Source organism: Olleya aquimaris, from assembly GCF_003259525.1.
In the GTDB taxonomy this organism is placed as follows: Bacteria; Bacteroidota; Bacteroidia; order Flavobacteriales; family Flavobacteriaceae; genus Olleya; species Olleya aquimaris.
The window spans coordinates 445806-470046 of the sequence record NZ_QLLO01000001.1 but is presented as its reverse complement, the minus strand read 5'-3'; the positions used below and the strand labels follow the sequence as shown (position 1 = coordinate 470046).

General features: G+C 30.6%; 29 protein-coding genes and 2 tRNA genes. 10 read left to right on the top strand and 21 right to left on the bottom strand.

The annotated features are described in order from the left end of the window. Positions 1–222: 222 nt before the first annotated feature. Positions 223–304 (bottom strand) — tRNA-Leu (locus tag LY08_RS02200). Between the two features lie 123 nt (positions 305–427). On the opposite strand from LY08_RS02200, the gene LY08_RS02195 reads away from it, so the two are divergent. The 4 genes from LY08_RS02195 (at position 428) to LY08_RS02180 (ending at position 5481) form a co-directional block, all read left to right on the top strand. After that, entirely contained in the window at positions 428–1813 is a 1386-nt protein-coding gene (locus LY08_RS02195) for a dipeptidase (RefSeq protein ID WP_111658798.1), read from the top strand. A gap of 108 nt (positions 1814–1921) precedes the next feature. Further along, entirely contained in the window at positions 1922–2287 is a 366-nt protein-coding gene (locus tag LY08_RS02190; protein ID WP_111658797.1) for a BlaI/MecI/CopY family transcriptional regulator, read from the top strand. Between the two features lie 2 nt (positions 2288–2289). After that, a complete protein-coding gene (locus LY08_RS02185) occupies positions 2290–4260 on the top strand; it encodes a M56 family metallopeptidase (protein ID WP_111658796.1) in 1971 nt (656 codons plus the stop codon). Positions 4261–4380: 120 nt separating this feature from the next. Then, positions 4381–5481 (top strand): DUF4407 domain-containing protein, encoded by a 1101-nt coding sequence (locus tag LY08_RS02180; protein WP_111658795.1) that lies wholly within the window; start codon positions 4381–4383, stop codon positions 5479–5481. On the opposite strand, the gene LY08_RS02175 is transcribed toward LY08_RS02180, so the two are convergent. The 10 genes from LY08_RS02175 to LY08_RS02135 form a co-directional block, all read right to left on the bottom strand. Continuing rightward, the gene (locus LY08_RS02175) at positions 5476–5739 is read right to left on the bottom strand and encodes a DUF1272 domain-containing protein (RefSeq protein WP_111658794.1); all 264 of its coding nucleotides are present in this window, start codon (positions 5737–5739) and stop codon (positions 5476–5478) included. The two genes, LY08_RS02180 and LY08_RS02175, sit on opposite strands and share 6 nt — an antisense overlap. Positions 5740–5741: 2 nt before the next feature. Next, positions 5742–6320, bottom strand: a complete 579-nt coding sequence (locus LY08_RS02170) for a PhnA domain-containing protein (RefSeq protein WP_111658793.1) — start codon at positions 6318–6320, stop codon at positions 5742–5744. 113 nt (positions 6321–6433) lie between these two features. After that, complete coding sequence (locus LY08_RS02165; RefSeq protein ID WP_111658792.1) at positions 6434–7258, bottom strand: hypothetical protein; 825 nt, start codon at positions 7256–7258, stop codon at positions 6434–6436. Between the two features lie 159 nt (positions 7259–7417). Continuing rightward, entirely contained in the window at positions 7418–7780 is a 363-nt protein-coding gene (locus tag LY08_RS02160) for an MmcQ/YjbR family DNA-binding protein (protein ID WP_111658791.1), read from the bottom strand. An 18-nt stretch (positions 7781–7798) separates the two neighbouring features. Next, on the bottom strand, positions 7799–7936 hold the full coding sequence (locus LY08_RS13500; RefSeq protein WP_158526722.1) for a hypothetical protein: 138 nt from the start codon (positions 7934–7936) through the stop codon (positions 7799–7801). 115 nt (positions 7937–8051) lie between these two features. Then, the gene (locus LY08_RS02155; protein WP_111658790.1) at positions 8052–8660 is read right to left on the bottom strand and encodes a DUF4230 domain-containing protein; all 609 of its coding nucleotides are present in this window, start codon (positions 8658–8660) and stop codon (positions 8052–8054) included. 2 nt (positions 8661–8662) lie between these two features. Next, positions 8663–9409: a cyclase family protein gene (locus LY08_RS02150; RefSeq protein WP_211305910.1), complete on the bottom strand. Its 747-nt coding sequence runs from the start codon at positions 9407–9409 to the stop codon at positions 8663–8665. Positions 9410–9411: 2 nt separating this feature from the next. Continuing rightward, positions 9412–10539 (bottom strand): radical SAM family heme chaperone HemW, encoded by a 1128-nt coding sequence (gene hemW / locus LY08_RS02145; RefSeq protein ID WP_111658789.1) that lies wholly within the window; start codon positions 10537–10539, stop codon positions 9412–9414. A 24-nt stretch (positions 10540–10563) separates the two neighbouring features. Next, positions 10564–11118, bottom strand: a complete 555-nt coding sequence (gene ruvC / locus LY08_RS02140; RefSeq protein WP_111658788.1) for a crossover junction endodeoxyribonuclease RuvC — start codon at positions 11116–11118, stop codon at positions 10564–10566. Continuing rightward, on the bottom strand, positions 11118–11747 hold the full coding sequence (locus tag LY08_RS02135) for an outer membrane beta-barrel protein (protein ID WP_111658787.1): 630 nt from the start codon (positions 11745–11747) through the stop codon (positions 11118–11120). The genes ruvC and LY08_RS02135 overlap by 1 nt, the downstream gene beginning before the upstream one ends. Before the next feature lie 49 nt (positions 11748–11796). On the opposite strand from LY08_RS02135, the gene LY08_RS02130 reads away from it, so the two are divergent. From LY08_RS02130 to LY08_RS02110, 5 genes are read left to right on the top strand one after another with little or no spacing between them, the layout of a single operon-like run. Beyond that, positions 11797–12765, top strand: coding sequence for a lysylphosphatidylglycerol synthase domain-containing protein (locus LY08_RS02130; RefSeq protein WP_111658786.1), 969 nt, complete (start codon positions 11797–11799; stop codon positions 12763–12765). Next, positions 12765–13889 carry a glycosyltransferase family 2 protein gene (locus LY08_RS02125; protein ID WP_111658785.1) on the top strand — a complete coding sequence of 375 codons (1125 nt, stop codon included), beginning with the start codon at positions 12765–12767 and terminating at the stop codon, positions 13887–13889. Before LY08_RS02130 ends, LY08_RS02125 begins: the two co-directional genes overlap by 1 nt. Before the next feature lie 50 nt (positions 13890–13939). Continuing rightward, the gene (locus LY08_RS02120) at positions 13940–14812 is read left to right on the top strand and encodes a hypothetical protein (RefSeq protein WP_111658784.1); all 873 of its coding nucleotides are present in this window, start codon (positions 13940–13942) and stop codon (positions 14810–14812) included. A 1-nt stretch (position 14813) separates the two neighbouring features. Then, complete coding sequence (locus tag LY08_RS02115) at positions 14814–15548, top strand: Bax inhibitor-1/YccA family protein (RefSeq protein ID WP_111658783.1); 735 nt, start codon at positions 14814–14816, stop codon at positions 15546–15548. 21 nt (positions 15549–15569) lie between these two features. After that, positions 15570–16079 carry a hypothetical protein gene (locus tag LY08_RS02110; protein WP_111658782.1) on the top strand — a complete coding sequence of 170 codons (510 nt, stop codon included), beginning with the start codon at positions 15570–15572 and terminating at the stop codon, positions 16077–16079. Here LY08_RS02110 and LY08_RS02105 read toward each other — a convergent pair. Genes LY08_RS02105 through LY08_RS02095 form a run of 3 tightly spaced genes read right to left on the bottom strand, consistent with a single transcriptional unit; the run spans position 16065 to position 17735 of the window. Next, positions 16065–16541, bottom strand: a complete 477-nt coding sequence (locus LY08_RS02105; protein ID WP_111658781.1) for a hypothetical protein — start codon at positions 16539–16541, stop codon at positions 16065–16067. The two genes, LY08_RS02110 and LY08_RS02105, sit on opposite strands and share 15 nt — an antisense overlap. Before the next feature lie 58 nt (positions 16542–16599). Next, complete coding sequence (locus LY08_RS02100) at positions 16600–17301, bottom strand: PDZ domain-containing protein (RefSeq protein WP_111658780.1); 702 nt, start codon at positions 17299–17301, stop codon at positions 16600–16602. Positions 17302–17330: 29 nt separating this feature from the next. After that, positions 17331–17735 (bottom strand): hypothetical protein, encoded by a 405-nt coding sequence (locus LY08_RS02095; protein WP_146603190.1) that lies wholly within the window; start codon positions 17733–17735, stop codon positions 17331–17333. A gap of 131 nt (positions 17736–17866) precedes the next feature. Between LY08_RS02095 and LY08_RS02090 the strand changes: the two genes are divergently transcribed. Further along, positions 17867–18364 carry a DUF456 domain-containing protein gene (locus tag LY08_RS02090; protein WP_111658778.1) on the top strand — a complete coding sequence of 166 codons (498 nt, stop codon included), beginning with the start codon at positions 17867–17869 and terminating at the stop codon, positions 18362–18364. Between the two features lie 247 nt (positions 18365–18611). On the opposite strand, the gene LY08_RS02085 is transcribed toward LY08_RS02090, so the two are convergent. The 7 genes from LY08_RS02085 to trxA form a co-directional block, all read right to left on the bottom strand. Beyond that, positions 18612–19289: a response regulator gene (locus LY08_RS02085; protein ID WP_111658777.1), complete on the bottom strand. Its 678-nt coding sequence runs from the start codon at positions 19287–19289 to the stop codon at positions 18612–18614. Positions 19290–19292: 3 nt separating this feature from the next. Further along, entirely contained in the window at positions 19293–21308 is a 2016-nt protein-coding gene (locus LY08_RS02080) for a tetratricopeptide repeat-containing sensor histidine kinase (protein ID WP_245907535.1), read from the bottom strand. A gap of 129 nt (positions 21309–21437) precedes the next feature. After that, complete coding sequence (locus tag LY08_RS02075) at positions 21438–21617, bottom strand: hypothetical protein (RefSeq protein WP_111658776.1); 180 nt, start codon at positions 21615–21617, stop codon at positions 21438–21440. A 430-nt stretch (positions 21618–22047) separates the two neighbouring features. Continuing rightward, positions 22048–22121, bottom strand: a tRNA-Asp gene (locus LY08_RS02070). Positions 22122–22186: 65 nt separating this feature from the next. Continuing rightward, positions 22187–23116, bottom strand: coding sequence for a DUF58 domain-containing protein (locus LY08_RS02065; protein WP_111658775.1), 930 nt, complete (start codon positions 23114–23116; stop codon positions 22187–22189). A gap of 93 nt (positions 23117–23209) precedes the next feature. Further along, complete coding sequence (locus tag LY08_RS02060) at positions 23210–23755, bottom strand: ClpP family protease (protein WP_111658774.1); 546 nt, start codon at positions 23753–23755, stop codon at positions 23210–23212. Positions 23756–23840: 85 nt separating this feature from the next. Further along, entirely contained in the window at positions 23841–24158 is a 318-nt protein-coding gene (gene trxA / locus LY08_RS02055) for a thioredoxin (protein WP_111658773.1), read from the bottom strand. Positions 24159–24241: the final 83 nt, after the last annotated feature.

Sequence of the window (24241 nt, the reverse complement as noted above, 5' to 3'; positions counted from 1 at the left end):
CTTTTATAGAAGAAAGAATTATTCTAATAAAGCTTCTCATCTCAAACTAAAATTCAAAATTTGGCATAAAAAAAAGCTCCTTAGTTAAAAGAAGCTTTTAATTCTTGTACAGGCGGAGAGACTCCCTTCGACTGCGCTCAGGATAAACTTCTCGTCTCAAACTAAAATTCAAAATTTGGCATAAAAAAAAGCTCCTTAGTTAAAAGAAGCTTTTAATTCTTGTACAGGCGGAGAGACTCGAACTCTCACACCTTGCGGCACTAGATCCTAAGTCTAGCGTGTCTACCAATTCCACCACGCCTGCAACTTCACTTATTTGATAGCATATCAAAGTGGGATGCAAATATAAACAATAGTTTGAATATTCATAATAACCATAAACAAAATAATTTAGGTTTTTGTACTTTTACATAAACTCAATTTTTAAATGAAAAACATAACATCTTACGTTCAAGATAACAAACAACGATTTATTGACGAACTTATAGAATTACTTAAAATTCCATCAATTAGTGCGGATTCTGCATACAAAAACGACACGATTAAAACAGCAGATGCAGTTGCAAAAAGCTTAACCAAAGCAGGCTGCGATGTGGTTGAAATATGTGAAACTGATGGATATCCCATAATCTATGCACATAAAATAATAGATAAAAACCTACCAACCGTTTTAGTGTATGGACATTATGATGTACAACCACCAGATCCATTAGATTTATGGACTTCTCCGCCTTTTGAGCCTGTAATTAAGGAAACCAAATTACATCCAGAAGGTGCAATTTTTGCACGTGGAGCTTGTGACGACAAAGGACAAATGTACATGCACGTTAAAGCTTTAGAATACATGACTAAGCATGGTGAACTTCCTTGTAATGTTAAGTTTATGATTGAAGGTGAAGAAGAAGTAGGAAGTGTTAACCTTGGTAAATTTGTTAAACAAAATCAAGAGAAGCTAGCAAATGATGTTATCTTAATTTCTGACACAGGAATGATTGCTAAAGATGTACCATCAATTACTACTGGATTAAGAGGTTTAAGTTATGTAGAAGTTGAAGTTACTGGTCCAAATCGTGATTTACATTCTGGTTTATATGGTGGAGCTGTCGCAAACCCAATAAATGTTTTAGCTAAAATGATCGCCTCGCTTCATGACGAGAATAATCATATAACTATCCCAGGTTTTTATGATAATGTTGAAGAATTAAGTCAAGACGAACGTGCACAAATGGCAAAAGCACCTTTTTCTTTAGAATCGTATAAGGAAGCATTAGATATTGATGCTGTATATGGCGAAAAAGGATATACTACAAACGAGCGTAACAGTATTAGACCCACTTTAGATGTTAACGGTATTTGGGGAGGTTATACTGGTGAAGGAGCAAAAACCGTAATTGCTAGTAAAGCTTATGCAAAAATATCCATGCGATTAGTCCCAAATCAAGATTGGGAGAACATAACAACTTTATTTAAAAACCATTTTGAAAGTATTGCACCAAAAGGGGTTACTGTAAAAGTAACACCTCATCATGGTGGACAAGGCTACGTAACACCTATCGATAGTATTGGTTATCAAGCAGCCAGTAAAGCGTATGAGCAAACCTTTGGAAAAACACCAATACCACAACGTAGTGGTGGAAGTATCCCAATTGTATCTTTGTTTGAACAAGAATTAAAAAGTAAAACTATTTTAATGGGCTTTGGTTTAGATAGTGACGCTATACACAGTCCTAACGAACATTTTGGTATTTGGAATTATTTAAAAGGTATCGAGACCATTCCTTATTTTTATAAGTACTTTACAGAATTATCTTAATATTAAAACCGCTCATAAAAGAGCGGTTTTTTTATAAAATACTACTCTACATTTGTAGAATTGATATTTTTATTCTACATTTGTAGAGAACGTTCTAAATTTGTAGACATGCAATTATCTAAAACTGAAGAAGAATTAATGAATTATTTATGGAAGCTTGACCAAGCTTTTATGAAAGATTTACTAGAGGCTTACCCAGAACCAAAACCAGCAACAACTACAGTTGCCACCTTGTTAAAACGTATGACTGATAAAGGTTTTGTAGGTTATAAAACATTTGGAAACTCTAGACAATACTTCCCTTTGGTTAAGAAAAAAGACTATTTTTCTAAGCATGTTAATGGATTGATTAAAAACTTTTTTAATGATAGTAGTTCTCAATTTGCATCTTTTTTTACAAAAGAAACCGATTTGAGTAAAACAGAATTACAAGAGCTTCGCGCCATTATAGATAACGAAATTAAAAACAAGTAGTTATGGAGCTTATACTTTTAAAATCCAGTGCATGTCTTTTTGTATTACTAACGTTTTACAAACTCGCTTTAGAGCCTTTAAGTATCCATAAATTTAAGCGTGTGTATTTATTATTTGCTATTGCAATAGCTGCTGTTATACCATTTATAACGTTTATTAAATATGTAGATCCAACGTTTACGTTTCCAGAATCAGATCCAAACGCATTAACCCCTCCTCCATTTTTTGTAGCCGATACTTTAATAGAAGAAGAAACTTCTACTAATTATATGTCAACTATTTTATGGAGTATTTATGGCTTTGGAGTTGTAATTTTCTTAGTAAGATTTTGTATTAATTTAGTTGGCATTTTTTCAAAAATTAAAAACAATAACACATTAAAAAATAATCCTTTTGTTAATGTGTTAATAGAGCATTTACAAACACCTCATACGTTTTTCAACTTTATTTTTTTAAATAAGGACAAGTTTGAAAATAATCAAATCCCAAAAGAAGTGTTGTTGCATGAACAGACCCACGCCAAACAAAAACACAGTCTAGATATCCTATTCTTAGAACTTGTTCAAATTGTATTTTGGTTTAACCCATTGTTATATTGGTTAAAAAAAGAAGTAAAACTCAATCATGAGTTTTTAGCCGATCAAGCTGTATTAGATCAAGGTATCGAAACAAAAACATATCAAAATATCTTGTTGTCGTTCTCATCAAACCAACAAGAATTAGCATTAGCAAATGCTATTAATTATTCATCAATCAAAAAACGATTTACACTTATGAAAACACAAACACCAAAGCCAATAGTTTGGCTACGCAGTTTACTATTGCTACCGCTTTTAGCATTGTTAATTTATAGCTTTAGTAACACAAAAGAAGTTGAAAAAGATGTTGTTCCAAAAATGGATATTGAAAATAATAACAATACATCTGCAATACATTTTCAGGATGAAAAAGCAGCAAACACGAATGATATAAACAATAAAAATAGTGAAGAAGCACATCAATCTACAGCAACACCAAAAGAGGTGGCAGATTATAATTCTTGGGCTAAAAAAATAAATAGTGAAACTATTAATTTAGGAAACAATGTAAAATCACTCCCAATTGTAGAAGAAAAAAACTTAGTAAAATACATTGACATTTACAAGAGGATGACAATGGAACAAAAAGAGCAATCAGAGAAAATGCCTTTTGATGGTATTGAATTAAAAATTGACAATATAGATTTTTTAGAAGATCAAGATGGAGCAACAAAACAACAGATTGCCGAGTATAATGCTTTAGCTAAAAAGTATAATTCTATGTCAAAAGACAAGATGATTATAAAATCTAAAGATGTAGAGCGTTTAAATTATTTATACAATGTCATGAGTGCAAAACAACGTGAAAAAGCAGAACCATTTCCTAATTTTCCAGAACCTCCAAAAGTACCTAAAGCACCAAAGCATAAAAAATTAAAAAAGGGAGAAGACTCAAGTATTCCACCTCCACCACCTCCTGCTCCTGCTCCACCTCCAACCCCAAAAGTTACAGAGGAAGATGATTTAGAACAAAACAAAAGACTTGAAGTGACTAGAGCTAAAATGGAAGTAAAAAGAGCGAAAATGGAAGCTAAACGCCAAGAGATGTTAGTTAAAAGAGAGCGAAAAATAGCAGAAAAAGAGAAAGAAAGAAGGCTTAAAATGGATGAAAGAAGAAAGGCTCTTGAAAATAGACAAGCAGAATTACTAGAAAAAGGGGATCATATTCCTCCACCTCCACCTCCAAAATCACCTATAGATCATGTGATTGATATGGCTAAAAAAGACGCTGCTTTTTATTATAATGGAGATGCTATAACCTCTGACAAAGCTATAGACTTGCTAAAGAAAAATCCAGAGATAAACATTTCATCTCATACTAATAATGGTGTATCAACCGTACACCTTTCAGAAAAACCAATTACAGTTAAAAATGGTAAAGTGGTTAATGACTAATCCTATTTTAAATTTAAAAAAAAAAGCTTCAACTTAATTGAAGCTTTTTTTTTGGCTAAAACTGTAACAATAACACACATTTAGCGTTCTAATAGATATCAATCAAAAATCAATCACATCATGTTAAAACAATTCTTTATCATCTGTTCTGGCTCAGACACAGATATACTCAAATCATCTTCTATTGGCGAACAAAACAAATATGCTGGTATTGGAGCAACCGTATTTTTTACAGCAGTTATGGCATTTATAGCTTCTAGCTATGCACTATACACTGTTTTTGATAATCTATATACCTCTATTGGCTTTGGTCTAATTTGGGGTGTTTTAATCTTTAATTTAGATCGTTTTATTGTCTCCACCATTAAAAAAAGAAATAGCTTTTTAGACGAATGTATTCAAGCTACACCAAGATTAATTTTAGCTGTAATTATAGCAGTAGTCATCTCTAAACCTTTAGAATTAAAGATTTTTGAAAAAGAAATAAACCAAGTATTGTTAGAAGAAAAAAATGCAATGACGCTTCAAAATCAAGATGAGATTGCTTTACAATTTACACCTAAAGAAGCACAATTAAAACAAAATATTGCTACACTACAAACCGAAATTGAAACCAAAGAAGCAGAAGTGAATGCCTTATACAATACTTACATTTCTGAAGCGGAAGGTACTGCAGGCACAAAATTACTGGGAAAAGGTCCTGTGTATCAAGAAAAACGTGACAAACATGATACCGCTTTTGCTGAATTACAGGAACTTAAAGCAACGAATAAAGAAAAGATAGCTATTATTGAAGCAAGTCTACTTAATTTGAAAACAGATTATGACACTCAAGTTGCGACGACACAACCCATAATTGATGGGTTTGATGGTTTAATGGCCCGTGTAAATGCTTTAGGTAAATTACCTTGGTTACCTTCGTTTTTTATTTTTTTATTGTTTTTAGCGATTGAAACCTCTCCGATTTTTGCAAAACTATTATCATCTAAAGGAGAATACGATTTTAAATTAGAAGACCAAGAAACAGCTATTAAAACTGTTGTGGAACAACGTGTTACAGAACGCCAATTAGCGCTTAAAACTGATTTTAAAATTAATGATAGGGTGTATACCGATTTATCTGAAGAAGATGAATTATATCAATCTAAACGTGAAAAAGCAAGAGCACTGATGCAACTTCAAGCAGATGCTTTTTACAAACAACAACAAAAAGCCTTATAAATTATACTTCTTAAGGTGTGCTTTGACGTCTTTAGGTTTATAAACAATAGTTGTAGAAGCTGGATATTTTTCTAATAGATGTGTTGGACGTATTGGTCTTTTAGAAAAATTACCACCACAATTAGGACAGACATGTTTAAATAATTCTGAAGCACAAGTTGTGCAATATGTACATTCAAATGTACATATGACAGCCTCTTCAGAATTATAAGGAAGTGATTTATTACAATGCTCGCAAGTGGGTCTAAGCGCTAACATTATTACATCTTTTTTACATATTCTGTAATAATTACAATTTGGGTTGGACCTACTTTACCCTCAATATAATTAGCGTTTTCATGGTCTAATCTAATATTTCTTACTGCAGTACCTTGTTTTGCAACCATACTGCTTCCTTTCACTTTTAAATCTTTAACAAGCACTACATTATCTCCTGTTTCTAAAATAACACCATTACAATCTCTATGGATTATTTTTTCGCTTTCCTCTTTATGTTCACCTGTTGCTCTTGCTAATGCTAATGCTTCATCATCTAAATACATCATGTCTAATAAATCTTTTGGCCAACCTTCGGCTCTTAGTCTTTGTAGCATTCGCCAAGCCATAATTTGCACTGCAACATGCTCGCTCCACATACTATCGTTTAGGCATCTCCAATGGTTAGCGTCCATATCTGTTTTACCTTCGATTTGGTCATGACAATTAGCGCAAACTAATAAGCTTGTATCAACCGTTTCGTTTAACGCAGGTGGAATATTATATTGTTTAGTATCAGTTTTAGAAGTACATAACTCGCAAGTTGAGTTGCTTCTATCTTGTAACATTTGTAATAAGTTCATCTATATATTTTATTGAAAACAAATATAGTAATTGCAAAAAGTAAACTATTATGTAATTAGAAATAAAACAGAGATGGTGAAACACCATCCCTGTTTACTTTATACTAACTAATTTATTCTGAAATACCATGAATCATACTATATAAATAATCACCATGTATTCCAGTAAAATAATTACCTATTTTTTTATTAAAGTCTTTTTGGTTTTCTTCTGTTTTCCAATGTGCTTTAAATAGCTTATCATTTTGTTCAAACATATCATCAATATCATCCATTTTTTCTAAAATAAAAGCTTCAACAAATTCTGTTTTACTTGCTCCCCATGCATGGTAATTAGGGTAATATCCTTTAATAAATGGGTTTTTATTTATGACATTATTAGTATATTCTAATCTAAGCTTATTAAACTCTTCTTCAGAGCCATCCTTTGGAAATGTAAAATAACTTTTTCTTACATATAATAACATGTCTTTGGTTGGAGCTGCAGCTAGTACTTTAGCTCCATTTAATGTAGCATAAATTTCGTCAGAATGTTCATTTGCATAATAAGCATTTTGCTTATCAAAAAACGCATTTCTAGCAGATTCATCAGGCCAAGCTGCTTTAGCTAACTCTACAGATTTTTTTCCTGCCTTGTCAATGTCTTCCCAGGAATTAAATGTTCTTACATATAAAATCTCTGTATTATCTGCAGTAAATTGATGCAAATAATATCTAGCACTTACTATATGGTTGTTTTTTTTTGTCACTTTATCCATGTACTCCTTTTCTATTGCTTTCCAAGTATCCATATCAAAGTTTTCATAATCCATATTCCAATGCATTGTTGTTACAACAACATATTGTGGTTGGTCTTGTACTGTGTCTGTTACAAACCCAGTACTACTAATCATTACAAATGATAGTAGTAGCATCATTAAATTTTTGGTTGTTTTCATAATTTTGATTTTAAATTAATATAATAGCGTTTATTATTATTCTAATTAAATTAATTTGAGGCAACCAAATAGGTGTATTTTAAAAAGTGCTTGTGTCAAAAAGACCTAGGGAAGAGTTATGTAATTAATAATGAGTAAGTTACAAAAAAATATTAACTTTTAATGTAAGGTTTCTCTTAGATTTTTAGGCATTCCTTTTACAACCATATTGTAAGAATGATCTATTAATTGTTTAATAAATTGAGGTTGTAATTCGCCTTTATAGATGTAAAGGGTATTCCAATGTTTTTTGCTCATGTGCCAACCTGCTTCAATACTTTCAAAGTCTTCACGAAGTTGTATGGCGTAGTCTGGGTCACATTTTAAGTTTATAGAGGCTAGCCCGTTTTCCCACTTTTCAAGTGGAACTAAAGCAAAAAGTTTACCTAATACTTTAAAGACTAAAGTATCAGCATCAAACGGAAAATCTTCGGTAGCGTGTGGTTTACTTAAGCAGTATTCCCTAAGTTGTTCTATATCCATGATAGAACAAGATAAGAATTATTTTTTTTGAGATACCTTAATTTTGTTAGACCCTTTTTTTAACCCTTTGTAATTTGGTTTATGGTCTACATCTATTAATACCGGAATATCTAAGCTAATTAAAGTCTCGTTAACGTATTGTAGAAATTTGTTCATGGCGTTCATTTTTGTACTTAGTTGAATTTATTAAATCATAAATAGGTTATTCCAAATATAACATTAATAATACTAAAATCAGATTAAATACATATTTTTTCGATGAAATGCACAACTATTTTAATTCTTTAACCTCTGATTCTGAGATTTTTAAAGCCGAATAATCTAATTTCCACCCAATTGTTTGAACAATATTCTCTACTAATAGTAAGGATTCAAGTGCTTCTTTTTTAGCTATTGTGTATAATCCACTTTCTGGAACCTTATCTCTAATGTGTTGTTTTGCTTCCTCGCTTAAAACAGTTAAATCTGCAGCTTCAAACCTATTGAAATAACCATCTTTTTTATCGTAATAGTTAATATCTGTTTCAATAGATAAAATTTCAGGTTGCGGAAAATGACTAATAGTCACGGTCTTTTTTTTCTGATTGGCACTTAATTCTATTTTATTAAAATCAAAGCCAACATAAGCTTTAGCTTTTATAACCACTAAAGCTTTTTTCTTACTGGAAACCAGTTTTAAAAATCGCTCTTTAACATCTTGATAATGGTAAATTTCTGCAAAATCACCTTCTACGGTAATAAATTTACAGACCTTTTTAATCTTGTCTAACAGTATTATAGATTGTGCAGAGACTTTCTTTTTAGATTGTATATAATTATAAAACGTATAAATACCTAATCCTAAAATCCCTCCAAATATTAAAGTAAAAAATGTGTCCATCACTACTGTATTTTATATAATATAGGTTTACTTGGTGTTGCATCATTCTCAAATGGTGCAATCTGAAGATTTAAAATATACTTTCCATCTTCAATTTTATTAGAGACATAAATAAATTCTGTTATGGTAGCGTCCTTTCTAATTTTTCCGTTTATATCCCAAAAGGCTTTATGTGCTAGTAATTTACCCTCATCTTTCTCTTTATCTACACTTGGTAAATCTATTAGTAAATGTTTAACGCCTATTTTTCTAATAAACACTGCAGCTTCTTCGGTTAAATAGGGCCAATTGGTATTGGAATATTGTCTATTTTTTTTCTCTTTGGTATTGGGCATAGTCCTTATTACCAAAGCTTGCGGTTTGCGTTGCTTTAATAAATATTGCAGTTGGGCTTTAGAAATAACCGCGTCTTCACCAATTAATTCTGGTGCTACTGTAATGACTTCAGCTATAAAGAAAAATTGTTTTAAACATTTATTGACACTGTAAACTTGCTCTGTAATATGACCCACACATTCTGTATGTGTCCCATGTGCATGCGGATTAAACTGGATATTATTAAAGTTGATTGAAGCTCCTTCTTTAACACTTGCAGTCCAATCGTTAAGTACAACAGGTTCTATTTTTGGCTCATCAATATACCAAGCATTGACATTAGATTTTGATGCACGAAGTGGCATCGAAATGTCTAAGGGTTGCGCTAAATTTACTGTGTATTTTTTGGTGTTAATAGTTATTGTAGAAATCACGTTTAGATAATTTTAAACAAATCTGAAGCAATTCCATCGCTTAAAAATTTGCCTTTTTTAGTTGTTTTTAAATTGTTATCCTCAATATACAACAATTGTTTATTTATGTATTGCTTAGATTGTTGCAACAAGTATTCCAAAAAAGTTTTCCCAAATTGAATTTCAATTTTTTCAAGCGACACACCCCAAATTGTGCGTAATCCAGTCATAACATATTCGTTATACTTATCCGTTTTGGATAGTGTTTCAATGTCTATTGGTAATTCTCCAGATTCAATTTTTTTGATGTAAATCGTATTGTTTTTGACATTCCAACCACGTTGTTCTCCATTAAAGCTGTGTGCAGAAGGTCCAATACCCAAATACGGTTTGCCTAACCAATAGGCACTATTATTCTTGCTATAATAGCCTGTTTTACCAAAATTAGACAACTCATAATGGTCAAAACCTGCTTGCTCCAATTCATCAATTAAAATATGAAACTGCTCATGTGCCAAATCGTCATCTACATTATCTATAATTCCTTTGTCTATAAAACTAGCTAAAGCTGTTTTAGGCTCAACAGTTAATGCGTAGCTAGAAATATGTGGCACACCAAAACTAAGAGCTGTTTTGATATTGTCTAGCCATTCAGTATTTGTGCTATTAGGAATACCATAAATCAAGTCTACACTTATATTATCGAAATATTGCGTTGCAATTTCTAAGCATTGTTTTGCTTCTTGCACGTTGTGTGCACGATTCATGAGTTTTAAATCTTTTTCGTGAAACGATTGGATGCCGATACTTAAACGATTTACTGGACTATTCGATAATTCGATTATTAGATTTTTAGATAGATCATCAGGATTCGCTTCAAGCGTGATTTCTGGATTTTCAATAACCTGATAGTTTTTATAGACTTTATCAATTAACAGTTGTAATTCGTCAACAGTTAATAGACTGGGTGTTCCGCCACCAAAATAAATAGTTTCTACTGTTGTGTTATTAAACTCATCTTTACGTAGCTCTAACTCTTTTACTAACGCAAAAATAAGCTGGTCTTTTTTCTTTAATGACGTCGAAAAATGGAAGTCGCAGTAATGACATGCTTGCTTGCAAAAGGGTATGTGGATGTAGATGCCTGACATTATTATTATGTGATAAGTTTGTCGTTATTTCTTAACGCGCTTCTCATTTTGCTTAACAAAAGCACTCCAACCTGTGTAACTTTTACCAATTGTAACTCGTCCTTGGTTGTAAAAATGGCAAACAGCTGCACCAAGTCCATCCATAGCATCTAAATTTTTTGGCAATGTTTTAATACCTAAAAGGCTTTGTAACATTTTAGCAACTTGCTCTTTACTAGCATTTCCGTTTCCTGTTACAGCCATTTTAATTTTTTTTGGAGAATACTCTGTAATTGGGACTTCTCTGCTTAATCCTGCAGCCATAGCAACACCTTGAGCACGACCCAACTTGAGCATACTTTGTACGTTCTTTCCAAAAAAAGGTGCTTCAATTGCAATTTCGTCTGGATGATGTGTATCAATTAATTCTATAGTGCGTTCAAAAATAAGTTTCAGTTTTAGGTAATGGTCATCGTATTTTTTGAGGTCCAACTCATTTAACTGCAAAAACGTCATTTTTTTGTTTTCGACTTTAATCAAGCCAAAACCCATTATGGTTGTTCCTGGATCTATTCCTAATATAATTTGTTCTTTACTCATTAATTACAGGTATAACAACCGCTTAAGGACACAGCTACTCCAACCGTTACAGTTAACATATTTCCATTAAAAGACCCAAAACCCTCTGTGATGGGATCAAAAGTATCACCAAATCCTAAAATATACGAGCCATCTACAAATGCAGAAACGGTTTGACTTATTCCAACATGAAATTCTAATCCTCCCATTGCATTTAAAAATGAAGTTTTATTATCTCCATAATTACCCAAAGGTTTTATCATTGAGTAACCAGGTCCTATATGAAAAACTAATGCTGTACCTAAAGGTAGAAACGTAAAATCTCTTGTGGCATCATATACAAATTGAGCATTGATGCGCGTATAATTAGTTTTAAATTCTGGTGTGTTATCTGCATTTTCAAAACGATTATAACCAAAATCTAACTTTGCTCCTAATTGCGGTGTAAACATATGCTGCACACCTAAATTAATGGTTGGAAAATTAATACTATTTGCTTCAAACGGATTAACTAATCCGTCTTGAGATGGACTATTAAAACCCACAGCAATTAAAGCTTTCCATTTACTGGTTTCTATTTGGGCATTTGCCAAAGTGAAGCAAAAAATAGCGATTAGTACAAAACAATAGTGTTTGATAGTCGGTAACATTGTGTAATATTTAGTTTATTTTGCAAACGCAAAAGATGGCGCAACTATTATGTATAGCAACTTGCCTTACAAAACTAAACAATTCTTTTTTGTACTTATTAAATTAAGTATAGTAGTTGGTGCTTTTTATTTTATTTATCAAAAATTATTGAAAAACGACAGTTTAGACTTTAATCGTTTTTTGTCTTTTTTGAGTGAAAACGAACTGTTTTTAGCTAAAAACATCATTTTTTTGCTGATTTTAACGATTTTAAACTGGTTTTTTGAAATAATTAAATGGCGTTTTTTAGTCTCTAAAATAAAAAGACTATCTGTTTTAGAAGCAACCGAACAAAGTTTAGGTGCTTTAACTGCTTCTTTATTTACTCCAAACCGAATTGGAGAATATGGTGCCAAAGCCATCTATTATTCTAAGCCACACAGAAAACGCATCTTATTATTAAACCTAATTAGTAATATGATGCAAATGAGTATTACCGTTATTTTAGGTGTGATTGGAGCTGTCTTTTTATTTCAAAATTATAAAATTGAATTAGATTACTTCAGGTTATCCAGAGGGTTAATTGTTGTTTTTATAATAGCATCCCTTACTTTTTTTGGTGTTAAGCAAAACAAGTATAGCATTAAAGGATTCCCTATTGAAAAAATTCGTGATTTTGTATTTAATTTAGGTGCTAGCTATTTAATATTTGGGTTGTTTTTATCGCTAGTTAGGTACGCTATTTTCTCGTTTCAGTTTTATGTAATTCTCTCTTTATTAGGAGTTGATTTGGGGTATTTTGACGCGATGATTATTATTACCAGCATGTATCTTTTAGCGTCCATCATTCCAACCATTTCTATTTTTGATGTAGTTATAAAAGGAAGTGTTGCTATTTATTTATTTGATTTAGCAGGTGTAGCGGAACTTCCTGTGTTGAGTTGTGTATTATTAATGTGGTTATTAAATTTTGCCATCCCAAGTATATTTGGCAGCTATTATGTGCTAAATTTTAATTTACCTAAAACGGAAAATTAATGACTATAACTTTTATTATCGTAATTTTACTATACTTATTTTTAATAGGAAGTTTTGTTTTAGGCTTTGATAAAATAAAGGTTTTTAGATTAGATGATTGTACACCTAAAACTAAGTTTACGGTTGTAATTCCGTTTAGAAATGAAGCTGAACATTTACCAGAATTATTAGATTCTATTTTAAAATTAAATTATCCCAAAGACTTATTTGAAATCATTTTTGTGGATGATGCTTCAGAGGATGATTCTGTTGCACAAATCATGAAATTTCTCACGTCGATTCAAAATGACTCAAAACTTTTAAACAATGTGCGTGTGTCACATTCGCCTAAAAAAGATGCAATTACTTTAGCAATACAACACGCAAAATCTAAATGGATTATAACTACAGATGCCGATTGTGTTTTACCTAAATATTGGCTGGACAGTTACGATGAGTTCATCCAAAAAAACTCTGTTAAATTGATTGCTGGACCTGTAACCTACAGTCATAATAAAGGGATTTTAAATGCATTTCAATCCCTTGATTTTTTTAGTTTAATTGGTGCTACAATTGGTGGTTTTGGATTGAATAAACCGTTTTTATGTAATGGAGCTAATTTAGCGTATCAAAAAGATTTTTTTGAAAGCGTCAATGGATTTGAAGGCAATACTACTATAGCTAGTGGTGACGACATTTTCCTGCTTGAAAAAGCTTTAAAAAGAGATAAAAACGCAATACAGTATTTAAAATGTGAACAAGCTGTTGTCACCACAAAACCACAAGACTCTTTAAAACTTTTATTAGCACAACGCTTGCGTTGGGCAAGCAAAACTAGTAATTACAGTAATAATTTTGCTAAACTAGTTGGATTAGCAGTTTTACTTGCAAATGCTTTAATAATTATCGGATTCGTTTTTGTGTTAATGGGTTTATTGAAAGCAAAAGCTTTTGCCTATCTGTTTTTTATTAAAATAGCAATTGATTTTTTACTGATTTATAAAACTAGTCAGTTTTTTAATAAAGAAAACCTACTTAAACATTATACTTGGAGCTGTTTGCTATATCCCTTTTTTAGTGTTTATATTGCTTTTATATCTGTGTTTATGACCTATAAATGGAAAGGTCGCACGTTTAAGAAATAGTGTTTTAGCTAAAAAATTTCTACATTAGCAGTAAACCAATCTACATTGTTATGAAAAAACTTGTTTTTCTTTTAGTATTAACTATTTCAACTTATAGTTTTGCGCAAAACACCTACACCGTAAATAATGAAACGTTAGAGTTAAAGACAGAAGTTGAAGGCACTTTAGATTTATTATGGAATACTTTTGATAATCAATTTAGATACTTTGTAAAAACTGAAGATGGTACCATCACAGAATTAACAAACGCTAAAGACAATAATAACAAGTATGACAATGCTTATCAAAATACATTAAGCAATATAACTGGTCTTGATGCATCCAACACTAAATTAACGTTGTACAGCTTAAAACAGTTTGTTAATGATTATAATGCTAGTAAAAACTCTAGTTACGACTATGATAATAGTAAACCTAAACTAAAAACCAGAGTTGGTGTGTTTGGTGGACTAACTAACAACCCTTTTGTTGTCAATCCAAATAATGAAAAAGTTGCTTTTTTTGGAGCAGAATTAGAATTATTTCAGGATAATCCAATGCCAAAGCATGCAGGTTTTTTAAATATTAGAACTGCTGGAGATACAGATGAATTTAAATACTCGTCCACACAAATTGCTTTAGGCTATAGATTTAGATTTATTAATACTTCAAATTTTAATGTGTATGCACAAACAAAATTTGCTACTTACGTTAGTTCTAAATCATCGTTTACTTATGAAGATTCGGAAAACCCTGGTACATTTTTTACTCAGGATTTAAGTAGTTCTGGTTTTGATGTTCCGTTTATTTTTGGGCTTGGAGCCGATTTTAAAGTAGGTAATGGCTATATCACTTTTGTTTACGATTCGTTATTTGCAGCATTTCAGGATACCGAAGACAACTTCCCTATGGATGTTGCATTAGGCTATAAATTTAACTTGTAATATGGGTTATTTAGATAAAACATCTAACCCTGCATTTTCAAATTATTTTTGGAATAATAATAGTGGCTCTTATAAAAAATTGACCGTTTCTGGTATTTTATTAAAAACACTATTCTGTTTATTAGTTATTACAAGTATTGTGGTTGCTATCTGGAAATTATACGCTAACGGAACTAATATTAAATGGTTTGCTACTGGTGGTATGCTTGCTGCTATTGTAATTAGTATTGTAATTTCTGTTAGACAACATTGGGCACACATTTTAGTACCATTATATGCAGTTGCTAAAGGTTTTTTTCTTGGCGGAATTACTGCCTACGCACAAGCTAGTTTTCCTAATTTACCTTACCAAGCAATTGGTGTCACTCTAGTGACCTTTTTTGTGGTTTTATTTTTATATCAAACGCGACTTATAGTTGTTACCAACAAAGTAAGAAGCGTGATTATAACCGTTTGTACTAGCATTTTTGTAGTTTATTTAATATCCTGGATTTTAGGCTTTTTTGGCATAAAGTCCTTTATTTGGGGAACCTCTTGGTTAGCTATAGGCTTTAATATTTTTGCTGCTATTTTTGCTGCTTTATCTTTATTATTAGATTTTGATTATATAGAAAGACAAAAAAATAAAGCCCCTAAGTATAAAGAGTGGATGGCCACTTGGGGACTACTAGTTACCATTGTGTGGTTATATGTAGAGATATTAAGATTGATGAAGAAATTTGCTATTAGATTTTAACTTTTAAATAACGAATAAACTATGTTACATTTATTTTGGTCCTTTATTAACACTGTTATTGTATTATACTTTCTTTTTCTTTTAGTTCAGTTTATAAGAAAAGGTAAAAAGATGTTTCAGTCTCAATTTAGATTAGTTTCTATTTTTATTTTAGTTTTTGGTATTGTTCAAATTTTGGCTGCATCTAAAAGTGACGATAACGTAAATAAAATTATAATTTCTGATAACTATAGTAAAAACAACACCTCTGAAGTAAAAAAGATGATTTTAGAAGACAATTTAACTTTTGAAATTAATTTATTAGTTAAATACTCTGTTGATCAACATAAATTTATTCCTACAGAAAGTTATAGTAATTTAACAGGTTTTGTCAGCGGTTATGAATGGGAATTTCTATCTATTGAAATCAATACTGCAGAAGAACATGAAGTTTTTGAAGTAAGTGGTATCCTAAAATGGAACCTGTTTGGAATTAACATTTATAATCAGAATAAGCAATTTAAAAAAACAGTTAACTTAATTCACCTGTAAAATTATTGGTAATTTAAACTGAGTTTTTACTTGCTGTCCTCGTTTTATAGCAGGAAATATTTTAGGAAGCGTATTTAAACTATCGGTTATTAAGGTCTCAATATTTGGAATTTCTTGAGAGGTAATACTATCCATTTTAATGGAGTTTATATTAAGTTCTCCTTTTTCTGAAATCAAAAAAGATAGCATTATTGTATCGTTAATATCTTGACTAACTATAATAGTTTCGGTTTGTAATATCTTAGAAATATGGTTAGCAAGTGTTGTTTCAAAGCATTGTTTACTTTCCATTTTTGACTGTAATGAATCACAGACCTCAAAACTTGGGTAATTGTCAACCTCATTCCAGTTAAAGGTTTTCAATTCTTCAGATAAAATAGCTTCTGGTGTTGTTTTTTTAACGTCAAAATATTGGCAAGATACCAACAAAAAAAAGACTAACAAGACAGCTATTTGCTTCATAATTAACTTATATAGCCGAAAAATACAACTTTTTTATATGACAAAAACTGGTATTGAATTAATTTCTTTTAACTACAAATAAATTAGAATAAGTGGCATTGTTTTTACTAATTTTTAAAACATACACCCCTTCTTCAAGTTTGTCTACATTAATGTCTTCATTTAAAACTCCTTCCGTAAATCGTTTTTTATATTCTTTGACAAGGACTCCATTAGTCATGTAAATTGCAAAGTCATATTCACCCTGTACCACTTGTTTAAAAGACACGTTAAGTTGGTTAACCGCTGGATTTGGAAAGATAGTGATATTGTCTTTAGATAGTACCGCTGTTGCATCTTCACAACAAATTTCTTCCTGTATAATTGTTGTGTTTTTTGCACCTAAAACAATGGTTTTATATATAGTTTTACCTTCTCTATTTATAGTAAATCTAACTGTATCAAATGGGTTATAAGCTTTAATAGCATTAATAGCATCACCACGTCTATTAACTTCTAATCCATTTACAGCTAAAACAATATCATAGTCTTGCAAATTATTATCTGCTGCTGCAGTCCCATCTATGACTTTTAATATTATGACTCCTTTATCAGTTTTGTTTTCTTTATCGCAAGGACTACCAAATTGAACACCCAAATAGGCAGTATCATAAACAACTTTATCGACAATACATATTTTTTTACAGTTAGTTTGTACTTGTGCAATAGTTATATTTGTTAGGCACAAAAACAGGATGAGTAGTGGTAAAATACGTTTCATACAATAGATTTTAATTATTATAAAGTTGATTAACTATTACCTACAGTTAAAGCTAGTAAGTCTTTAATGGCCTCTTCATCTTTATCAGAAATATTTCCTTTTATTTGAATGGCATCTAATAAATTTGAGATGTTTTGCTCTAATTTTGTTTTGTTATCCTGAGCAATTAAATCTTGAACTTTTTCTACTAACGTTGGGTCAAATTCTTTTCCATGTACCACCTTTTTCAATAATATTAAAGCGTTATCTTCTTGATCCGACACATGTCCTTGCTTTGCAATTTGTTCTTTAATTTGATTGACTATTGTTGGTATATCCTCTGTTTGATTGGTACTATTTTTTGAATCTAAACAAGAAGTAAAAAAAACCATTAATATAATAATAGTACTTAATAGTAGCCTCTTTAAATATTTGACCTTTACATTAGGAATCATAGTTTTAATTTTTGATTAATAGTTTTAAGAAAATGGCACCATTTACCTTAAATATAATCATTATAAATGTTATTTGTATAATTATTATACAAAATGTAACAATGTTGAATTAGAATCGTCCAATACTATATATGGATATTTTCTTAACAATTTTAGGTTTAATTTTTATGGTTTTAGGTTTAGCTGGAAGCCTATTACCTGTTCTACCTGGACCACCATTAAGCTGGATTGGTCTATTGCTTTTGTATATGACAGACGCTGTACCCAATAATACTCTTTTTTTAATTTTCACATTAATAATAGCCCTACTTATTTTTGGTTTAGATTACATTATTCCAGCAATAGGTGCAAAACGTTATGGAGGTAGTAAAGCTGGAATGATTGGTACAACTATAGGATTAATTGTTGGATTACTTTTACCAATACCAGGTGGAGTCATTATTGGACCATTTGTTGGAGCCTTTATAGGCGAAAAATCTAATAAAGTTAATTCAGATAAAGCGTTGAGAGCTGCATTTGGTTCCTTTTTAGGATTTTTAACTGGGACTTTGTTAAAGTTTATTGTAGCTATTGTTTACTTTGGTTTTTTTATTTCAGTTTTCTGGAAATATAAACACTTAATGCTATAAAAAGCATTAAGCAACATCGAGGGGATGTTGCTTAATTGTGTGTAAATGTAAATGCTATTAACCAAACAGAAGTCTGAAGGGAAATATTAACTAATATTAAGTTATGCAACAAATATATATATTATTACACATTGCTAATGTGGTTAAAACCACAGTGTTGTTGTGGTTAAAACCGCATGTGGCAATAATATAAAGCTGTTTGAGATGTATTTTTTGAAGAAAATAAAATAAAATTTAACATTTCACCTTATATATAACCCTTTTCCTTAGCTATTTGGATTAAGGTTTCATCCTTACCGTCCTCTACTGCAAATAATTCTTTAAGATTTTTCTTTCTTTTTTCAATAGCACTTAATGTAATACCCAAGTGCCCAACTAGATCTTTAGTTCTAACACCTAATGATAAAAAATGCAGCATTTTGTGGTTTATTTCATCAACTTCTATTGGATTAAAAATACTACGTTTTATAATATTATTAATTGTTCCAGTATAAAAAGGAGGTCTATTTTGTATGACTTCAAAAGCACTTGCCAACTCACTTGATGTTAAGTCACTTTTTATTAAAAAGCCTTCAGGATTAATACTTCTAATAATACTATGTATTCTATACACTTCATTAAACATAGTTAGTATTACAACTTTAGATTCTGGCTGAGTTTGCTTAACGTATTTTGCTAAATCTTCTCCAGATTTATAAATTCCATCTTTAGACTCTGGAATACTAATATCAAAAAAATAGATATTATAAGGTTTACCTATATTTTTTGATTTTTTAATTGCTGCTAAAGCAGAATCACAATCTGTAGCGATATCAATTTCTAGTGTTTGGTTTTCTTTTTTTGTTGCTAATAATGTGTGCTGATAACCTTCAATAATCATGGGGTGATCATCGACCATTAAAATTTTTAATACCTTGTTATCCATAGGTTAATTATTTATTATTGGGACATTAATTATAATTGTTGTTCCTTGATTTTTTTGGGTTTTTATATCTAATTTACCGTCTATTTCTTTTATCCTAGAGTCTATATTTTTTAAACCTATTCCTTTTTTTGCTTTTTGTAAATCAAACCCCTCTCCATTATCAGAGACAGTTAAAGTTAAAATATTTTTTTCAAATTTAAATGAAATATCGACCATCGTCGCTTTTGCGTGTTTATAAGCATTTTGCATAGTTTCTTGCAAAATACGATAGATATGTATTTTTACTTTATTGTTTAATGAATCCCAATTAATGGTTTGATCTGCAGTTAAAGTATATTTTATATTATAGGCTGTCATTTGCGTATCAACAAGCGTCTTAACAATATCCAGATAACCAGATTGTTGAATAAAATCCGAATTTAATTCATGGGATACTTTTCTTATTTCTTCTTCAATATTTTTAAGTTCACTTATGTAAGCACTACGTTTTTGAGTAGCCTCTTCAGTTGTACTTTGATTTAGTCCATCTAGACTTAAACGCACACCAAATAATTTTCCCAAAATACCATCATGAATATCTTTAGATATTCTGTTTTTCTCAAAACTTCTAGCTTCATCTATTTTATCTTGCTGAGAAAGCATTAAGTTATAAATTTCTTCATTAGCTTCTTGTTGTTGACGCTCTAATTGAAGCTCTTTATTTTTTTCTCTTTGAGATTTAATAATGTATAAAAAAAACAGAGTAAACAACAGTCCAACAGAGGTTATAATTAACCACAACCTTTGTTTTGATATTTGTTGATTTTCTTGAATGATTTCATCGGTTTCAAATTCTATCCTAGCAAATTTATTTCTTATGGAACGTTCTGCTAGGACTAAACTATCACTTAACTTAATATACTCGTTTAAATATACCCTAGATGAGTCTTTATTAATTTCAGCTTTTGTTTTTAGTGTCTGAAAAACAAATTCGTTTTCTTTTGCAGTTTTTGCAATATTATAGGATAGATTGTTGTAATATTTAGCTGAGTCTATTTTACCTATTTCATGTAAGTATTCAGCAAAAAACGCACCTGAAGACATTATAGCTAATTGATCATCAAGTTTTTTTGCTATAGTCATTGACTCTTCAAACAAATCATAAATGCCAGGATCTGTTTTATCAATTAAATATTTTGAATATGCTAAATCTGCTGTAATAACAGAGTATGATAACGAGTCATTTGTTTTTAAATTTTTATCTTCAAGTATTTCTTCAAACTTTTTCTTAGCATTTATATAATCTCCCTTCCTTCTGTAAATAGTGGCAATATTACTCTTAGAATACAACATATTATAATAGTTATATTCCATATCCTTTGAAGTTTCAATTGCTAGTTGATGATACTCCAAAGCTTGATCATAATACTGTAATTCGCCATAAATAATTCCTATTAAGTTATGAACTGACCATAATGTGTCAAGATTGCTTTCTGTTTTGGGTAGGTTTTCTAATATTTTTTTTGCTTTAATGGCATTTATTTCTGCACCAATAAAATCCCTCTCAGATTCTTGAATACTAGCCATATTTAACAACACCTCACTTTCATTTTTATAATCTTTAATATTATTAAAGATTTTTGCAGCTTCATAATAGTACTGATACGCACTATCGGATTTAATTTCTTTACGACTTACATAACCCAGAATATAAAAAGCGTTTCCAATTGAAGAAGAATCTTTTATCTTTTTTGCAAGATTTAAGATTTTTTTATTGATGGCTTTTAATGGCTGGTAATTGTCCTCATTAAGATATAAAGCAGAAAGCTTTTTATAGCTGTAAAGTATGGTGGAATCTTGTCCAGTCTGTTTGGATAGTATTATTGCTTTGTTAGCATAATCTATACGAGATTGAATGTCTAAATTACTATCCGAAGACAGGTTTCTATATTTAATAATAGAATCTAACTCAGAATCTTTTGTGTTTTGTTGTGCAAAAGATGGAGTAACGATAAATAGTAAAATAAATATTCTTAGCAAGTATGATTCAATTTTTAACTAAATCAAATTTAAAATAAATAATCTATTAAAATGTAAATAGACAGTATCAAATAAAAAAAAGCTTCCAATTAAATTGAAAGCTTTTTTAATAACTATTAATTTTATCGATTAACCGTTTGTTGGTTTTTTTTCTTTTTTTAAATCTGTCATCACAATTAACTTAACTTCAGATTTTTTTACTTCTTTATTTGTATTGTCGTTACTTGATTCAGTATCATTTAAAGAGTTTACTCCTGTTAATAATACGATTGAAAAGATTGCTACTAAGGTAATTTTTAGGGATTTCATAGTGTTATTTATTTATTGTTAATTTTTAGTTTATATTATTTATTAATTAAATACAATATTCTTAGGTTAAGTTTAATAACCTACTAAAAACTACATACCTCTAATACGATGTATGTCCAATAAGATAAATTAACTAGCCTTAAAAAAGAAGATAATAAGTAAGGGAATATTTTTAAAGCTCGACTAAAGTATCATATCGTTAGATAAAAATAACAATTTAATCGATAAAATGCAAATTTTATAGACAAAATGCATAAAAATAAAAAAGCATCCCAATTTTCTTTACAGAAAAAAGGAAAGCTTTCCATCGGTTCAAGCCACTTAACTAGCTCTCTACCAGTTTGATAGACTACTACATCTATCAAAACAACACAACTAAATTTTATTGCTAAAAAAAGCTCCAATTTCTCGGAGCTTTTAGCAATTTTTGCGGTCTGGACGGGATTCGAACCCGCGACCCCCTGCGTGACAGGCAGATATTCTAACCAGCTGAACTACCAAACCGTTGCATAATTGCGAGTGCAAATATACACTCCAAAATCAATATGACAAATATTTTTATACTTTTTTTAAAGAAATTTTTGACGCTCTACTAAGTAGGTTGTCAAAATTTTATCAAAAGACTGATTAATATCTGCTTCAACATATTTTATTTTATACTGTAAGCATTTCATCTTCAATTCTTCAAAGAAATCAACTATAGCTTTTTGATAAGTTTCTTTGACCTGGTTAGCATATAAATTAACATGCTCACCAGTCTCTACATCTATAAACCGTTTTGGCTTATTATCAAAATCAAAGGATAATTCTTTGTCTTTATCAAAAACATGAAATAATACTACTTCATGTTTATTATGCTTTAAATGTTGTAATGCTTCAAACAGTTTTACCTCATCTTCGCTTGTTTGAAACATATCTGAAAATACAAATATTAAAGAACGTCTGTGGATTTTCTCTGCTATTTCGTGTAAATATTGATACGTTTCTGTTTGTTTGTTTAAAGGTTTTGAAATTACAGATTCTTCTAGCTTGTTTAGTAGCATTTGGTGATGACGTTCGCTTCCTTTTTCTGGCGAATAAAAGTCATATGCATCACTGTAAATACTTAACCCAATAGCGTCACGTTGCTTTTTTAAAATATGCATTAAAGAGGCAGTAGCCAATGTGGAAAAAGCAATTTTGTTTAAACTATCCAAACTAAAGCTATCCATTTTAGGATAGTGCATGGAACTACTATTGTCTAAAATAATATGACATCGTAAATTGGTCTCGTCATCATAGCGCTTGGTGTACAGCTTATCTGTTTTGGCAAACAACTTCCAATCAATATGCCTTGTGCTATCACCTTGATTATAAATTTTGTGTTCTGCAAATTCTGCAGAAAACCCATGAAACGGACTTTTATGCATTCCAGAAATAAAACCTTCAACTACTTGTTTTGCCAAGTGCTCTAGGTTTTTAAATCCGCCTGCTTTATTTAGTTCGTTTTGAAGATTCATTTTTTTAGATATTAGACCGTTTCACTATTAGAAAAAAGAGAAGAGATAAAACTAAATACTTTATCTTTTCTCTTATATCTAAACTCTATTGTCTTATTTAGCTATTCCATCTACAATACCATAAGCAACAGACTCTTCTGCTCCCATCCAATGATCACGATTAAAGTCTTTCATAATTTTCTCAAAGGTTTGCCCACAATTTTCAGCTAAAATACGCGCACTTAATTCTTTGGTTTTTAAAATTTCTTGAGCAGTAATTTCTATATCACTTGCTTGTCCACGTGCTCCTCCACTTGGTTGATGTATCATAACTCTAGCATGTGGCTGGATAAAACGTTTTCCTTTAGCACCCACAGATAATAAAATAGATCCCATTGATGCAGCTAACCCTGTGCAAACTGTAGACACGTCACTATTAAGTGATTTAATACAATCATACATTGCAAAACCAGAAGTGACATAACCACCAGGACTATTAATATATAGTGTAATATCCTTAGTGTCTATACTATCTAAATATAACAGTCTATCAATAACGTGTTTTGCCGATTTGTCATCTACCATTCCCCATAAAAACACTTTACGTTCTTCTAATAATTTACTGTCAATTGCGTCTTGAACTTTTGTCTTTTTACTCATTGTATTTGTATTTCTTAATTTTTAACTAAAATAAAAAAAGGTTTGCCATTACAGCAAACCTTTATCAATTCTTTATGAATATATTTTACAGTAACGCATCTATTGCGTCTGCATAAGCTTTTTTAGGAGCCACTCCAACTTGACGTCCTACAACTTCACCGTTTTGAAATACTAAAACCGTTGGGATGTTACGCACACCATATTTAGCAGCAAATTCTTGATTTGCATCTACGTCTAATTTACCAACTACAGCTTTACCATCGTATTCTGTACTTAACTCGTCAATGATTGGTCCAACCATACGACAAGGTCCACACCAAGCTGCCCAAAAGTCAACCATTACTGGCTTATCGCTGTTTAATACTGTTTCTTCAAAGTTTGCATCTGTAATTTCTAATGCCATAATATTATATTTTAATGTGTTATACTAGGTGTTTATATGCAATATTAGTCAAAAATTTTGCCAAAGCTTACAACCTGACAATT

Excerpts from the sequence above, each read along its gene's own strand:
- LY08_RS02195 (WP_111658798.1), top strand. The coding sequence starts at position 428 with ATGAAAAACATAACATCTTACGTTCAAGATAACAAACAACGATTTATT.
- LY08_RS02190 (WP_111658797.1), top strand. The coding sequence starts at position 1,922 with ATGCAATTATCTAAAACTGAAGAAGAATTAATGAATTATTTATGGAAG.
- LY08_RS02185 (WP_111658796.1), top strand. The coding sequence starts at position 2,290 with ATGGAGCTTATACTTTTAAAATCCAGTGCATGTCTTTTTGTATTACTA.
- LY08_RS02180 (WP_111658795.1), top strand. The coding sequence starts at position 4,381 with ATGTTAAAACAATTCTTTATCATCTGTTCTGGCTCAGACACAGATATA.
- LY08_RS02175 (WP_111658794.1), bottom strand. The coding sequence starts at position 5,739 with ATGTTAGCGCTTAGACCCACTTGCGAGCATTGTAATAAATCACTTCCT.
- LY08_RS02170 (WP_111658793.1), bottom strand. The coding sequence starts at position 6,320 with ATGAACTTATTACAAATGTTACAAGATAGAAGCAACTCAACTTGCGAG.
- LY08_RS02165 (WP_111658792.1), bottom strand. The coding sequence starts at position 7,258 with ATGAAAACAACCAAAAATTTAATGATGCTACTACTATCATTTGTAATG.
- LY08_RS02160 (WP_111658791.1), bottom strand. The coding sequence starts at position 7,780 with ATGGATATAGAACAACTTAGGGAATACTGCTTAAGTAAACCACACGCT.
- LY08_RS13500 (WP_158526722.1), bottom strand. The coding sequence starts at position 7,936 with ATGAACAAATTTCTACAATACGTTAACGAGACTTTAATTAGCTTAGAT.
- LY08_RS02155 (WP_111658790.1), bottom strand. The coding sequence starts at position 8,660 with ATGGACACATTTTTTACTTTAATATTTGGAGGGATTTTAGGATTAGGT.
- hemW (WP_111658789.1), bottom strand. The coding sequence starts at position 10,539 with ATGTCAGGCATCTACATCCACATACCCTTTTGCAAGCAAGCATGTCAT.
- ruvC (WP_111658788.1), bottom strand. The coding sequence starts at position 11,118 with ATGAGTAAAGAACAAATTATATTAGGAATAGATCCAGGAACAACCATA.
- LY08_RS02135 (WP_111658787.1), bottom strand. The coding sequence starts at position 11,747 with ATGTTACCGACTATCAAACACTATTGTTTTGTACTAATCGCTATTTTT.
- LY08_RS02130 (WP_111658786.1), top strand. The coding sequence starts at position 11,797 with ATGTATAGCAACTTGCCTTACAAAACTAAACAATTCTTTTTTGTACTT.
- LY08_RS02125 (WP_111658785.1), top strand. The coding sequence starts at position 12,765 with ATGACTATAACTTTTATTATCGTAATTTTACTATACTTATTTTTAATA.
- LY08_RS02120 (WP_111658784.1), top strand. The coding sequence starts at position 13,940 with ATGAAAAAACTTGTTTTTCTTTTAGTATTAACTATTTCAACTTATAGT.
- LY08_RS02115 (WP_111658783.1), top strand. The coding sequence starts at position 14,814 with ATGGGTTATTTAGATAAAACATCTAACCCTGCATTTTCAAATTATTTT.
- LY08_RS02110 (WP_111658782.1), top strand. The coding sequence starts at position 15,570 with ATGTTACATTTATTTTGGTCCTTTATTAACACTGTTATTGTATTATAC.
- LY08_RS02105 (WP_111658781.1), bottom strand. The coding sequence starts at position 16,541 with ATGAAGCAAATAGCTGTCTTGTTAGTCTTTTTTTTGTTGGTATCTTGC.
- LY08_RS02100 (WP_111658780.1), bottom strand. The coding sequence starts at position 17,301 with ATGAAACGTATTTTACCACTACTCATCCTGTTTTTGTGCCTAACAAAT.
- LY08_RS02095 (WP_146603190.1), bottom strand. The coding sequence starts at position 17,735 with ATGATTCCTAATGTAAAGGTCAAATATTTAAAGAGGCTACTATTAAGT.
- LY08_RS02090 (WP_111658778.1), top strand. The coding sequence starts at position 17,867 with ATGGATATTTTCTTAACAATTTTAGGTTTAATTTTTATGGTTTTAGGT.
- LY08_RS02085 (WP_111658777.1), bottom strand. The coding sequence starts at position 19,289 with ATGGATAACAAGGTATTAAAAATTTTAATGGTCGATGATCACCCCATG.
- LY08_RS02075 (WP_111658776.1), bottom strand. The coding sequence starts at position 21,617 with ATGAAATCCCTAAAAATTACCTTAGTAGCAATCTTTTCAATCGTATTA.
- LY08_RS02065 (WP_111658775.1), bottom strand. The coding sequence starts at position 23,116 with ATGAATCTTCAAAACGAACTAAATAAAGCAGGCGGATTTAAAAACCTA.
- LY08_RS02060 (WP_111658774.1), bottom strand. The coding sequence starts at position 23,755 with ATGAGTAAAAAGACAAAAGTTCAAGACGCAATTGACAGTAAATTATTA.
- trxA (WP_111658773.1), bottom strand. The coding sequence starts at position 24,158 with ATGGCATTAGAAATTACAGATGCAAACTTTGAAGAAACAGTATTAAAC.